The organism is Pseudocitrobacter sp. 73 (assembly GCF_008369545.1).
Taxonomy (GTDB): domain Bacteria; phylum Pseudomonadota; class Gammaproteobacteria; order Enterobacterales; family Enterobacteriaceae; genus Pseudocitrobacter; species Pseudocitrobacter vendiensis.
In genome coordinates this window covers 20818-33765 of the sequence record NZ_VTZO01000009.1, presented here as the reverse complement: position 1 = coordinate 33765, position 12948 = coordinate 20818, and the positions used below count along the sequence as shown (strand labels likewise).

Sequence of the window (12948 nt, the reverse complement as noted above, 5' to 3'; positions counted from 1 at the left end):
GGTTTGTAGCGAGTTGTTTTCCACTTCGAAGTGGAAAGGTGAAGGAGGCCAGTGATCTGTGCCACAAAATTAGCGGTTTTAACGAGTTATCGGCGGAAAAGCGTGATATTCATCACGCGAATATATTCTGAAACGGAAGTTCAGCGGCGGAATACGTATTGAGGATTTGTACGAAAATGTGAAGTGGATAAGGTTTACTTATGTGCGGTGAAAGTGCCGGATGGCGCTGGCGCTTATCCGGCCTACGGGATAAGGCTCAGCCACCATCCGGCGCTCACTAATAATCAACGAAACTTCTTGTGGTTCTCGTTGCGCGTGGCTTTAAACTCTTCCGCCGCTGCTTTGGCTTCCTTCACTTTGCCTTCATTGGCCAGCTTCAGTGCGCCATCAATTTGCCCGACCAGCACGTCAAAGCCGTGACGATAATCTTTCATCTCGGCGCTGTCAGCCGCTTTACTTTCCAGCTTCGGCGGGGTTTCTTTCTGGGCGTCCAGCGCGGCGGTACGCATTTCGGTGAGCGCCGCTTTCAGCTCGGTCGCATCCGAGGTGCTTTCCACCACTTTGAGGTTTTTCGCCAGTGTATCCATATCATCCTCGAGATCGGCGAACGCAGGTGCTGCCGCGCCCAACGCAAGAGAGGATACGGCTAACATTGCTAAGAGTTTTTTACGCATTGCTCACTTCCTTTTTTATTATTAAGCAATCAGACGCCGCAGGGCGCGTCCGTAAAAACCGGGCATTATTGCCCGGCGATTTTCATCTCCGGCAGAAGCACGGAGCCACACTGGATATTGCTGCGCGTTTCGATATCGTCAGCAATCGTGACGATATTACGCCACATATCTTTCAGATTTCCTGCGATCGTAATCTCACTGACCGGATACTGGATCTCGCCATTTTCGACCCAGAAACCGGATGCACCGCGAGAATAGTCGCCGGTGATGCCGCTGACACCTTGTCCCATCAGTTCGGTGACGACAAGACCCGTGCCCATCTCTTTAAGCAACTTTTCAAAACTCAGGCCGCGCCCGGCGATACGCCAGTTGTGAATGCCGCCCGCGTGACCGGTACTCTTAAGGCCCAGCTTACGCGCAGAGTAATTCGTCAGTAGCCACTGCATCAGCACGCCGTCTTTGATGATGTCGCGACGCTCGGTGCGCACGCCTTCACTGTCAAATGGCGTAGAGGCGAGCCCTTTCAGCAGGTGCGGGTGCTCTTCAATAGTCAGCCACTCCGGCAGGATCTGCTTACCGAGGGAATCGAGCAGGAAGGTCGATTTGCGATACACCGAGCCACCGGCAATCGCACCAACCAGGTGGCCAAACAGACCGGTCGCCACTTCATTGGCAAAAATCACCGGCGCTTTCATGGTAGAAAGCTTACGCGGCGACAGACGCGCCAGCGTGCGGCGGGCGCACTCTTCGCCGACAAACTCCGGCGTTTGCAGGTCGCCCAGCGCGCGGCCAATGGTGTAGGCGTAGTCGCGTTCCATATCGCCGTCGGCTTCGGCGATAACACAGCTTGAGAGCGAGTGGCGCGTCGAGCAGTAGCTTTGCAGCATGCCGTGGCTGTTACCGAACACTTTGATGCCGTAGTGGCTGTTAAAGCTGCCGCCTTCGGTATTGGTGATGCGTTTATCGGCCTTCAGCGACGCCTGTTCTGCGCGCGCGGCGTATTCAATCGCCTCATCCGGCGTCACTTCAGCCGGGTGGAACAGGTCGAGATCCGGCGCATCGAAAGCCAGCAGATCTTTTTCTGCAACGCCCGCACACGGGTCTGGCGAGGTATAACGCGCGATATCCAGCGCCGCCTGAACGGTACGCGCGATGGCGTCCGGGCTGAGATCGGTTGAGGACGCGCTGCCTTTACGATTCTGGTGATACACGGTGATGCCAAGCGCGCCATCGCTATTAAATTCAACGTTTTCCACTTCACCATAACGGGTGCTGACGCCAATGCCCGTGGTCTTACTCACCGCGACTTCAGCACCATCTGATTTGCCTGATGCCAGTTCCAGTGCGGTGGAGACAGCTTTTTCCAGCGCAATACGCTGTTCTGCAACTTGTGTGATTACTTTCATCGCCAATGCCATAATGTTAGGTAAAGTTACCTGAAGTCTAACAGAGAACCCTTTCTCAGTGTGCGCCCAAGCTGTTAGTATTAGCCTCTTTTTTAAGGAGCCTGAAATGACAAAGCAGCCCGAAGACTGGCTCGACGACGTCCCCGGTGATGATATCGAAGACGAAGATGATGAAATTATCTGGGTCAGCAAGAGTGAAATTAAACGTGACGCCGAAGAGCTGAAGCAGCTTGGCGGTGAGATCGTCGACCTGGGTAAAAACGCGCTGGATAAAATCCCGCTCGATGATGACCTGCGTGCCGCCATTGAGCTGGCGCAGCGCATCAAGAAAGAAGGTCGCCGCCGCCAGATGCAGCTGATTGGCAAAATGTTGCGTAGCCGTGACGTCGAGCCGATTCGCCAGGCGCTGGATAAGCTGAAGAACCGCCACAACCAGCAGGTTGCCCTGTTCCATAAACTGGAACAGCTGCGCGATCGTCTGATTGATAACGGTGATGAAGCAATGGATGAAGTGCTGAATCTGTGGCCGACAGCTGACCGTCAGCAACTGCGTTCACTGATCCGCAACGCGAAGAAAGAGAAAGAAGGGAATAAGCCGCCGAAGTCTTCGCGTCTGATTTTCCAGTATCTGCGCGAGCTGGCGGAGAACGAAGGGTAAGGCGGGAGCAGGTTTGTTCCCCCTCACCCCGGCCCTCTCCCACAGGGAGAGGGAGAAAACAGGTGCGGACGGTTCCCTCTCCTTCAGGGAGAGGGTTAGGGTGAGGGTTGTTTCAGCCCCATCACCACTCCGCACAACCCCTCATTGAACCGCTGATACCCCGCCGCATCGATCCCCTGCGGGTAACTCAGCACCACCAGTTCATGGTCGGCAATCCCTTGATGATACGTCGGGTGCGCGTGCGCCCACGGATTCGCGATAAACCCCATTGATTCATAAAACCGTAGCCGCCGGTGGGCAATTTCCGTGGTAAGCGGATCAATTTCCAGCACCGTTAACGGGGCGCGGGTTAGGAGTTCAGCCAGCAAAATCTTGCCGTAACCTTTTGAGCGCAATGTGCCATCGACCGCCAGATGCTCAATGTAAAGCATCTCTCCCAGTCGCCAGCTACCGCTCATCCCCACAAATTGCTCACCGTCGAACCACGCTTCCAGCGCAGAACGTGGATCATTAAGCGCCTCTGTTTTGGCCGCCGCTTCGCGCTGTTCATGCCACGGAAAAGCCTGCGCGTACAGCGCATCGACGCGCGCAAAAAGTGGCGAGTCTGTTGAAGTGATTTTATGTGGCGAAAGCATCCGCGATCTCCTCCAAAAATAGCCATAAAAAAAGCCAACCGGTTTCCCGATTGGCTGCGCAGAAACCTGACCTGAGGGAGGTTACTGTTGTTGCTGTTCCGCTTTTTTCGCCAGGCCGTCCAGCAGTTTCTGATGGATACCGCCGAAACCGCCGTTGCTCATCACCAGAATGTGATCGCCCGGATGTGCGGTTTTCAGCACCATATCCACCAGCGTGTCAACGTCGGCGCTCCAGTGGGCAGGCTGCACGCAGGCTTCTGCCACTTCGGCCACCTGCCACGGGATGTGCTGCGGCTGAAGCAGGAAGACTTCATCCGCGCGCCCCAGTGACGGAGCGAGATCGTCTTTGCAGACGCCCATTTTCATGGTGTTAGAGCGCGGTTCCAGCACCGCCAGAATGCGTGCTGTGCCGCCGACTTTGCCGCGCAGCGCCTGAAGCGTGGCGAGAATAGCCGTCGGGTGATGTGCGAAGTCATCGTAGACGCTCACGCCGTTGGCTTCGCCGCGCAGTTCAAGGCGGCGACGAGCGTTGATGAACGTTCCCAGCGCGTTTGCCGCATCTGCAGGCGTAACGCCGACGTGACGCGCAGCAGCAATTGCCATCAGGCCATTGTGCATATTGTGCTCGCCCACCAGGCCCCATTTCACCTGACCGACCACCTCGCCATCGAGCAGCACTTCCCACTCGGAGGCATCGGCATTCAGTTTTTTCGCCTGCCAGTGGCCCTGTTCACCTACCAGCTCCTGCTCGCTCCAGCACCCCATCGCCATCGTCTGCTTCAGGTTGATGTCGTTTTCCGGCCAGATAATGCGCCCCTGCCCCGGAACGATGCGTACCAGGTGGTGGAACTGTTTCTGAATCGCTTTCAGGTCGTCAAAGATGTCCGCGTGATCGAACTCAAGGTTGTTGAGGATCAGCGTGCGCGGGCAGTAATGCACGAATTTAGAACGCTTATCGAAGAAGGCGCAGTCGTATTCATCCGCTTCAATAACGAAGAACGGGCTCTCGCCCAGACGCGCAGAAACCTCAAAGTTCCCCGGCACGCCGCCGATCACAAAGCCCGGCTTGTAGCCGCACGCTTCGAGGATCCAGGTCGCCATACCGGCAGTGGTGGTTTTCCCGTGCGTACCGGCAACGGCCAGCACCCAGCGGTCGCGCAGGACGAAATCATGCAGCCACTGAGGGCCGGACATGTACGGAATGTTCTTTTCCAGCACCGCTTCAACACACGGATTACCGCGCGTCATGGCGTTACCGATGATCACCAGATCCGGCTGCGGGTCGAGCTGGCTGGCGTCGTAACCCTGAATTAAATCAATGCCCTGGTTCTCAAGCAGCGTGCTCATTGGCGGATACACATTCGCATCCGAGCCCGTTACTTCATGGCCGAGGGAGCGAGCCAGCATTGCCAGTCCGCCCATGAAAGTGCCACAAATTCCCAAAATATGAATGCGCATACGTCACTATCCTTCTTTTATCTGCCGCACATTTTACCCACATGTTCGCCAGCAGAGAAATGCATTTCAGGATATTCCGTACTTTGCTGGCGCGATTCACCTGTGCGCATTCTTTTTATTCTTTGTTAAGATTGTTGCAGTCGCTTTACTCCACATTAACTGCAGGGAAAGTGTTATGAAAACGTTAGGTGAATTTATTGTCGAGAAACAGCATGAGTTTTCTCATGCGACCGGTGAGCTTACCGCTCTACTGTCGGCAATAAAGTTAGGTGCCAAAATCATCCACCGCGATATCAACAAAGCAGGTCTGGTTGATATCCTGGGTGCCAGCGGTGCTGAAAATGTTCAGGGCGAGGTGCAGCAAAAACTCGATCTGTTCGCCAACGAGAAACTGAAAGCCGCACTGCGCGCCCGCGATATCGTCGCTGGCATTGCATCCGAAGAAGAAGACGAGATTGTGGTCTTTGAAGGGTGTGAGCACGCGAAATATGTGGTGTTGATGGATCCACTGGACGGCTCCTCCAACATCGATGTGAACGTCTCTGTCGGGACGATTTTCTCTATCTATCGCCGCGTGACGCCTGTCGGCACGCCGGTTACTGAAGAAGATTTCCTGCAACCGGGTAACAAGCAGGTCGCTGCCGGTTACGTGGTTTATGGCTCCTCAACCATGCTGGTTTACACCACCGGTTGCGGCGTCCACGCCTTCACCTACGACCCGTCTCTGGGCGTGTTCTGCCTGAGCCAGGAGCGCATGCGCTTCCCGCAAAAAGGTAACACCTACTCCATTAACGAAGGTAACTACATTCGTTTCCCGACTGGCGTGAAGAAATACATTAAGTTCTGCCAGGAAGAAGACAAGTCCACACAGCGCCCATACACTTCGCGCTATATCGGCTCACTGGTGGCGGACTTCCACCGCAATCTGCTGAAAGGCGGCATCTACCTCTACCCAAGCACCGCCAGCCACCCGGAAGGGAAACTGCGCCTGCTGTACGAATGCAACCCGATGGCCTTCCTCGCGGAACAAGCGGGCGGTAAAGCCAGCGACGGTGAGAATCGTATTCTGGATATCATCCCGGAAACCCTGCACCAGCGTCGTTCGTTCTTCGTTGGGAATGACCATATGGTTGACGATGTTGAACGTTTTATCCGTGAGTTCCCGGACGCGTAAATTCGCCAAAAAATGAAAAGGGAGCCTCGCTCCCTTTTTTATTGCTTTGTCGCAACCCTTGTCACAGGTGCATTCTGCCGATTTTCCCACAACACGGTCAGCGCACGTTGCAGGGCGATGAAGACAAACAACAGAATGCCGATGGCGATCTTCGTCCACCATGAACTGAGCGTGCCGTCGAAGTTGATGTAAGTCTGAATCAACCCCTGAATCACCACACCAAACAGCGTACCGAGCACCGTTCCTACTCCACCGCTTAACAGCGTGCCGCCGATGACAACCGACGCAATCGCGTCAAGCTCTACACCCACGCCCGCCAGCGCATAGCCCGCCTGGGTGTAGATCGAGAAGACAATGCCCGCCAGCGTCGCCAGCCCGGTTGAAAGCATATAAATGCGAATCGTCGTGCTGCGAGTGGAAATGCCCATCAGGTTCGCCGACGTCGGGCTGCCGCCGATGGCATAAACCTGATTACCAAATCGCGTGCGATGGGCAAGGAAAATCCCCACCACCACCACCATCAGCATCAACAGCCCCATCGCGCTTAAGCGCCCGCCGCCGGGGATCATCCACGCAAGGCTGGAGAGCGTGTCATAAACCGGATGGTTAATCGGAATCGACTCTTCAGAGACCAGATAGCTGACGCCGCGCAGGAAGAACATCCCCGCAAGTGTAATGATGAATGCCGGGATTTTCAGCGCATCAATCAGCAGCCCCATAAATGCGCCGAACGCGCAGCCCATCACCAGCACCAGCGGGAAAGCCAGCAGCGGTGAGATCCCCCAGAAACCGATCGCTTTGGCGAGGAACACGCCGGTAAAGGCGATCACTGACCCGACCGAGAGATCGATCCCACCTGAAAGGATCACAAACGTCATGCCGACCGCAATGATCCCCAGAAAGGCGTTGTCAGTGAGAATATTGCAAATCACCCGCGTTGAGGCGAAGCCGGGAAACTGGGTCAGGCAGTAGAGATAGCCGAGGATGAAGACGCCGAGCGTGATCATCAGCGGTAAATTACGTTTTATCATGGCTGCGCATCCCCTTCAGTATGCTTATAAAGCGTGGCGACTGGACAATCAGCACGCACAGCACCACCACTGCTTTCACGACCTGGTTAAGCTCCGGCGGGAAACCCGAGAGCAAAATCCCGGTGTTCATCCCCTGAATAATCAGCGCCCCCACCACCGACAGCAGCAGGTTAAAGCGCCCGCCCATCAGCGAACCACCGCCAATCACCACCGCCAGAATGGCGTCCAGTTCCAGCCAGAGCCCGGCGTTATTGGCATCCGCGCCGCGAATGTCCGCCGCCACAATCACTCCGGCGATGGCCGCGCACACGCCACTCAGGACATAGGTCAGCATCACCACAATGCGGGTATTTACCCCGGCATTTTTCGCCGCACGAATGTTGATGCCCACCGCTTCGATAAACATTCCCAGCGCCGTTTTACGGGTGAACAGCCAGAAAATCAGCAGCGTAGCCAGCGCGATAATCACCGGCGTCGGGAACAGCAGCAACGAACCGCTGCCCAGCCACGCCAGAGGCGGCGAATCAAAGGTGACGATTTGCCCGGTGGTGATCAGTTGCGCGACCCCACGCCCGGCGACCATCAGAATCAACGTCGCCACAAAGGGCTGAATTTTCAGGATCGCTACCAGAACGCCGTTCCATAAACCCGCCAGTACGCCAGAGCCGAGCGCCGCCAGAAGCACTACAGGCAGACTATGCCCGGCGACGGTCATCGAGGCCGCCGTCGCCCCGGCAATCGCCATTACCGCGCCCACAGAGAGGTCGATCCCACCAGTCGCAATGACCAGCGTCATGCCGATAGCGAGTAGCGCAACGGGTGCCGCGCGGTTAAGAATATCAATCGGGCTGCCGAACAGACGGCCATCCTGCAACACCACCTGTAAGAAGTGCGGCGAGACGAGGCTATCAACCAGCAATACCAGGATAAGCGCAATAATTTGCGGCATCCCCGTCGGCCATTTGAAGCGGCGTTTGGACTGGCCTGGCTGGGGTAGGGATTGTGGCATCACGGTTTACTCCTTATGCCGCAATAGCATTCATAATGGCCGGAACGGAGAGCCTATCGAGCGGGATCTCCGCCACCTGTCGGCGATCCCGCATGATGATGACCCGGTCGGCATAGCCCACCAGTTCTTCCAGCTCAGATGAGATAACCAGCAGCGCCAGCCCATCGGCGCACAGGGTTTCGATCAGGCGGATGATCTCCGCATGCGCACCGACGTCGATCCCGCGCGTGGGTTCGTCGAGGATCAGGAACTGTGGGCGCGTCAGCAGCCAGCGTGAGAGCAATACTTTTTGCTGATTGCCGCCGGAGAGAAATTCAATCGGCTGTTCAGCACTCGGCGTGCGAATACCGAGCTGACGGATAAAGCGCTCAGCAATCTCGTTTTGTTCTTTACGTGGAATGGGTCTCAGCCAGCCGCGCTGCGCCTGAAGCGCCAGAATGATGTTTTCGCGCACCGACGCGGCGGCAATAATGCCGTCAGTTTTGCGATCCTCAGGGCAGAAGCCGATCCCCAGGCAGGACGCCTGATGCGGCGATCGTAGGGTTTGGCGTTTGCCTTTGATCGTCGCGCTGCCGCTATCGGCGGGTTTGATGCCGAAGATCACTTCCGCCGTTTCGGTTCGCCCGGAACCGAGCAATCCGGCCAGACCGACGATCTCACCAGGGCGCACCTGAAGATCGAACGGTTCGATAGTGCCCTTTTTGCCAAATCCTTCAAACGCAGCGATCGGTTTATCGCTCAGCAAAGTACGGCCTGCACGCTGCAATGCGTGAGTGTCCAGTTCGCGGCCGAGCATCATTTTCACCAGTTCAATCTGCGGAAGCTCGCGCGTTTCCCGGCAGCCCACAAACGCGCCGTTGCGCAGCACGGTAATGCGATCGCTCACCGCGTAGACCTGATCGAGGAAGTGGGTCACAAAGATCAGGCTGACGCCCTGATCGCGCAGCTGGCGCATCAGCGTGAACAGCATCTCCACCTCTTTGGTGTCGAGGCTGGCGGTCGGTTCATCGAGGATCAGCACTTTGGCGGAGAGAGCGATAGCGCGGCAAATCGCCACGATTTGCTGCATCGCCACGGAAAAGCGGTTGAGCGGCTCGCGGACATCCAGCGAAAAGCCGTAGGATTCCATCAGCACGGTGGCGCGCTTTTCCATCTCTTTGCGGCGCAGAAAACCGAAGCGTTTCGGCTCGCGACCAATGAAAAGGTTATCCGCTACCGACATATTGGGCAGCAGGTTCACTTCCTGATACACGGTGCCGATACCCAGCTGTTGGGCGTGAGCGGTGTTTTTGGGCGAGATGGTATTGCCATCCAGCCAGATTGTGCCGCGATCGGCGTGATATACGCCGGTTAAGGCTTTGATGAGCGTCGATTTCCCCGCGCCATTTTCCCCGAGCAGCGCCATGATTTCGCCGCGCCGCAGACTGAAATCGACGTTATCCAGCGCTTTGACGCCGGGGAAGAATTTGCTTAATCCTTCAGTGCGGAGGATTTCCTGGTGTTGGTTGGTGCTCATGGTTTCCCCCTCACCCTAACCCTCTCCCTGCGGGAGAGGGGATAGAATGTGCATAATGGTTGGGTCCTGCTCCGGTTTTCTCCCTCTCCCTGCGGGAGAGGGCCGGGGTGAGGGGCCAAACTCAATACCCCATATTTTTCTTCTTCTCTAACTCTTCTTTTGCCGTATCCGGCAGGTAAAGCGTCGATTTGGTGACGGTCACTTTTTCCGGCAAGGTGCCGTCTTTTTTGAATTTCTCCAGCGCATCAAACGCCGGGCCAGCCATGTTTGGCGTCAGCTCCACGCTGGCGTTTGCTTCACCGGCAATCATTGCTTTATAGATATCCGGTACGCCGTCGATAGAACCGGTGAGGATATCTTTGCCCGGCTTCAGCCCGGCTTCTTTAATCGCCTGAATCGCGCCGATCACCATGTCGTCGTTATGGGCGTAAACCATGCAGATGTTCTTGCCGTTGTTCTCGGCCTTGATGAAGCTTTCCATCACTTCTTTCCCCTTACTGCGGGTAAAGTCGCCGGATTGAGAACGGATAATTTTGATATTTGGCGCTTTAGCAATGGCTTCGGCGAACCCTTTCTTACGATCAATCGCCACGCTCGCACCGACAGTGCCTTACAGTTCGACGACGTTACACGGTTTGCCATCGACGGTTTTAGCAAGCCATTCGCCAATCAACTGCCCTTCGAGGACGTTATTTGCCGTGACGGTGGTCATGTAGAGCGATTTGTCTTTCACATCAATGGAGCGGTCGAGCAGGAACACCGGGATCTGCGACTCTTTCGCTTCTTTCAGCACCGGCTCCCAACCTGTGGCGACGACTGGGGCAATGAAGATGGCATCTACGCCCTGGGCGATGAACGAGCGTACCGCTTTGATTTGGTTCTCTTGTTTCTGCTGACCATCTGCGATTTTCAGGGTGATACCGCGCTTCTGCGCTTCACTCTTCGCAACGTTGGTTTCCGCCGCGCGCCAGCCGGATTCAGAACCTACCTGCGAAAATCCCACTGTTAAAGGGGCAGCCATGACCATAGACGACATGGCTGCGGAAACTGCTGTGACAAGAAGTAAGCGCTTCCACATAAAGTTATCCTCGTAGGGTTATTGTTGGTGAAAAACACGCCTGCGGACAAACTATAGACAATGGTAAATGTAACAGAATGCGTTACATCACAATTCAGGAAAGTGAATGTAATGTTAATTGTCAGTATTGGCAGGAGCTGAGGAGGAACAAGGGATCAGGCGATGCTTGATATTGCAGAATTTTCGTACGATACGGAGTGCGTAAAGGCATCAATGTAAACGGTTTCACAATTTTATTCAGGATGCGGCTAACTTTATGGATTTTAGAGTCATCGGAAGGTGCTGAAAAAGGCATTGTCGGTTAGAGAAGAGATAAAACAGGTCAAGACTTTCACTGCGAGTTGGCTATAATACCCGCCACTTGTTTGCCATACATTTTAAAGGAAACAGACATGAGCTTACTCAACGTCCCAGCGGGTAAAGATCTGCCGGAAGATATCTACGTCGTTATCGAGATCCCGGCGAATGCGGATCCTATCAAATACGAAGTCGACAAAGAGAGCGGCGCACTGTTCGTTGACCGCTTCATGTCCACTGCGATGTTCTATCCGTGCAACTACGGTTACATCAACCACACCCTGTCTCTGGACGGTGACCCGGTTGACGTACTGGTCCCGACGCCGTATCCGCTGGAACCGGGTTCTGTGATTCGCTGCCGTCCGGTTGGCGTGCTGAAAATGACCGACGAGTCTGGCGAAGATGCCAAACTGGTTGCAGTACCGCACACCAAACTGAGCAAAGAATACGATCACATCAAAGATGTGAACGACCTGCCGGAACTGCTGAAAGCGCAGATCACCCACTTCTTCGAGCACTACAAAGACCTCGAAAAAGGCAAATGGGTTAAAGTTGACGGTTGGGACAATGCTGAAGCGGCTAAAGCGGAAATCATTGCTTCCTTCGAACGTGCGAAGAAATAAGATTTCTTTCTGCGTGATAAAAGACACCGCTTCGGCGGTGTTTTTTTATGCCTGAGTATCAGCATTGCCGGATGCGGCTAACGCCTTATCCGGCCTACAAAATAGTGCAAATTCAATTTATTGCAGAAACCTTGTAGGCCTGATAAGCGTAGCGCATCAGGCAATGTTTGCGTTCGTCATCAGTCTCACACCGCTTCGACGGTGTTTTTTTATGCCCGAAGGCATCACCGCGTACTCCACCTAATCAAGAATTGCCTGCGCCCGAAGTAACACATCTTCCATCACTTCCGCGCTCGCCTCACCCAGCTTCTTTGCGCCACGCGCGTTAAGATCCATCATGCGGAACTGATTAACCAACACAACACCGCTAACGTAGCCGGTTTTGCAGCTCAGCGGAACCGCAAAACCGGCATAGCGTGCGTGGTTTCCACCACGGGTAACAGGTGCGACAAGCACCATTCCTAAGCGATTAAAAGTGCCGACAGAGAGCACTAATGCAGGACGCCCTTCGCCCTTTTGTTCGTGCCCACTCGCGGGGTCAAACCCCACCAGCACAATATCACCGCGCGCAAACAAGGTGCTTTTTACCATACTTCGTCACCCTGCGGACCGCTTTGCCCCCAAAGCTCTTCTTCGCTTAACGCGGGCGCATTGATGTCGCACTGGGCCAGCAGCGCATCCAGCGAATAGTGCCGCTTCAGCGGCGTCAGAATGATTTGGTGTTCTTTCACATTGACCTCCATGTTCTGCCCGACGGACAGATTCAGCTCCTTGACGACGGTGCCTGGAATGACCATCCCCATACTGTTTCCCCATTTCTTAATGGTTACGTGCATATCGCCTCCTTAAGTTATACAAAGTATAACCCAGCAGGTTCATGACGAGTTTGCCTTTTCTGTATAAAACGCGCCAGCACGGTTTTTAGGATTTTATTAAGTCTGGAAAGCGCAATGTGAAATGAAGAGAACACGAAAATGCGTTGCAGAATAAGCACGTTGCGGCGCACAAAAAACAACGCCACCCGAAGGTGGCGTTATGAGGATTAATACTGGTCTTTGTCTAACCAGTCTCCGCTTTCTATCAGCGGCAGCCCATCAACCGGGCGCTGATAGACGTACATCCAGGCACTACCGTATGGCGTTTGGATAAGGTGACGAGCATATTCACCCGCTTTGGTGCGTAGCTCGTCAAGTTCAGCCATCGTCGCCGCATCAACCCGGTAAACCTCACCGTGTACTGTGCCCTTTCCCGGCACTGCGCCTGGATAGTGGCCCAGGCTGTACAGTTGATAGTCGGCTACGCTGTGCTGGCCCAGCAACTGGGCGTTGGTCATCCAGTGGCTGTTGCCTTGTTTACGCCGCAAACTGCCGTATACAAATATTCGCATTG

13 protein-coding genes and 1 pseudogene are annotated in these 12948 nt (G+C 55.0%); 3 read left to right on the top strand and 11 right to left on the bottom strand.

The window, feature by feature from the left end; translation table 11 throughout:
• Nucleotides 1-284: 284 nt before the first annotated feature.
• Both cybC and pmbA read right to left on the bottom strand, forming a co-directional pair.
• Nucleotides 285-674 (bottom strand): cytochrome b562, encoded by a 390-nt coding sequence (cybC, locus tag F0Q32_RS09740; RefSeq protein ID WP_149462900.1) that lies wholly within the window; start codon nucleotides 672-674, stop codon nucleotides 285-287.
• 65 nt (nucleotides 675-739) lie between these two features.
• Nucleotides 740-2092: a metalloprotease PmbA gene (gene pmbA, locus F0Q32_RS09735; RefSeq protein WP_149462899.1), complete on the bottom strand. Its 1353-nt coding sequence runs from the start codon at nucleotides 2090-2092 to the stop codon at nucleotides 740-742.
• Nucleotides 2093-2186: 94 nt separating this feature from the next.
• Between pmbA and yjgA the strand changes: the two genes are divergently transcribed.
• Nucleotides 2187-2738, top strand: a complete 552-nt coding sequence (gene yjgA / locus F0Q32_RS09730; protein WP_149462898.1) for a ribosome biogenesis factor YjgA — start codon at nucleotides 2187-2189, stop codon at nucleotides 2736-2738.
• Between the two features lie 95 nt (nucleotides 2739-2833).
• On the opposite strand, the gene F0Q32_RS09725 is transcribed toward yjgA, so the two are convergent.
• Together F0Q32_RS09725 and mpl are read right to left on the bottom strand one after the other, a co-directional pair.
• Nucleotides 2834-3373 (bottom strand): GNAT family N-acetyltransferase, encoded by a 540-nt coding sequence (locus tag F0Q32_RS09725; protein WP_149462897.1) that lies wholly within the window; start codon nucleotides 3371-3373, stop codon nucleotides 2834-2836.
• 81 nt (nucleotides 3374-3454) lie between these two features.
• Entirely contained in the window at nucleotides 3455-4831 is a 1377-nt protein-coding gene (gene mpl, locus F0Q32_RS09720; protein ID WP_149462896.1) for a UDP-N-acetylmuramate:L-alanyl-gamma-D-glutamyl-meso-diaminopimelate ligase, read from the bottom strand.
• A 175-nt stretch (nucleotides 4832-5006) separates the two neighbouring features.
• On the opposite strand from mpl, the gene fbp reads away from it, so the two are divergent.
• Nucleotides 5007-6005, top strand: a complete 999-nt coding sequence (fbp, locus tag F0Q32_RS09715) for a class 1 fructose-bisphosphatase (protein WP_149462895.1) — start codon at nucleotides 5007-5009, stop codon at nucleotides 6003-6005.
• A gap of 38 nt (nucleotides 6006-6043) precedes the next feature.
• Here the strand turns inward: fbp and yjfF are convergent, their stop codons facing one another.
• The 4 genes and pseudogenes from yjfF to ytfQ all read right to left on the bottom strand — a co-directional run bounded on the left by yjfF (nucleotide 6044) and on the right by ytfQ (nucleotide 10639).
• A complete protein-coding gene (gene yjfF, locus F0Q32_RS09710) occupies nucleotides 6044-7036 on the bottom strand; it encodes a galactofuranose ABC transporter, permease protein YjfF (protein ID WP_149462894.1) in 993 nt (330 codons plus the stop codon).
• A complete protein-coding gene (gene ytfT, locus F0Q32_RS09705) occupies nucleotides 7023-8048 on the bottom strand; it encodes a galactofuranose ABC transporter, ATP-binding protein YtfT (protein WP_149462893.1) in 1026 nt (341 codons plus the stop codon). Before ytfT ends, yjfF begins: the two co-directional genes overlap by 14 nt.
• 10 nt (nucleotides 8049-8058) lie before the next feature.
• Nucleotides 8059-9561: a galactofuranose ABC transporter, ATP-binding protein YtfR gene (ytfR, locus tag F0Q32_RS09700; RefSeq protein WP_149462892.1), complete on the bottom strand. Its 1503-nt coding sequence runs from the start codon at nucleotides 9559-9561 to the stop codon at nucleotides 8059-8061.
• A 121-nt stretch (nucleotides 9562-9682) separates the two neighbouring features.
• Nucleotides 9683-10639, bottom strand: a pseudogene (ytfQ, locus tag F0Q32_RS09695) (galactofuranose ABC transporter, galactofuranose-binding protein YtfQ).
• A 392-nt stretch (nucleotides 10640-11031) separates the two neighbouring features.
• Here ytfQ and ppa point away from each other — a divergent pair.
• Nucleotides 11032-11559 carry an inorganic diphosphatase gene (ppa, locus tag F0Q32_RS09690; RefSeq protein ID WP_004857176.1) on the top strand — a complete coding sequence of 176 codons (528 nt, stop codon included), beginning with the start codon at nucleotides 11032-11034 and terminating at the stop codon, nucleotides 11557-11559.
• Nucleotides 11560-11799: 240 nt separating this feature from the next.
• On the opposite strand, the gene F0Q32_RS09685 is transcribed toward ppa, so the two are convergent.
• The 3 genes from F0Q32_RS09685 to F0Q32_RS09675 form a co-directional block, all read right to left on the bottom strand.
• Entirely contained in the window at nucleotides 11800-12150 is a 351-nt protein-coding gene (locus F0Q32_RS09685; protein ID WP_149462891.1) for a type II toxin-antitoxin system ChpB family toxin, read from the bottom strand.
• On the bottom strand, nucleotides 12144-12395 hold the full coding sequence (locus F0Q32_RS09680) for an AbrB/MazE/SpoVT family DNA-binding domain-containing protein (protein ID WP_149462890.1): 252 nt from the start codon (nucleotides 12393-12395) through the stop codon (nucleotides 12144-12146). The genes F0Q32_RS09685 and F0Q32_RS09680 overlap by 7 nt, the downstream gene beginning before the upstream one ends.
• Before the next feature lie 206 nt (nucleotides 12396-12601).
• Complete coding sequence (locus F0Q32_RS09675) at nucleotides 12602-12946, bottom strand: gamma-glutamylcyclotransferase (RefSeq protein WP_015966166.1); 345 nt, start codon at nucleotides 12944-12946, stop codon at nucleotides 12602-12604.
• Nucleotides 12947-12948 lie beyond the last annotated feature (2 nt).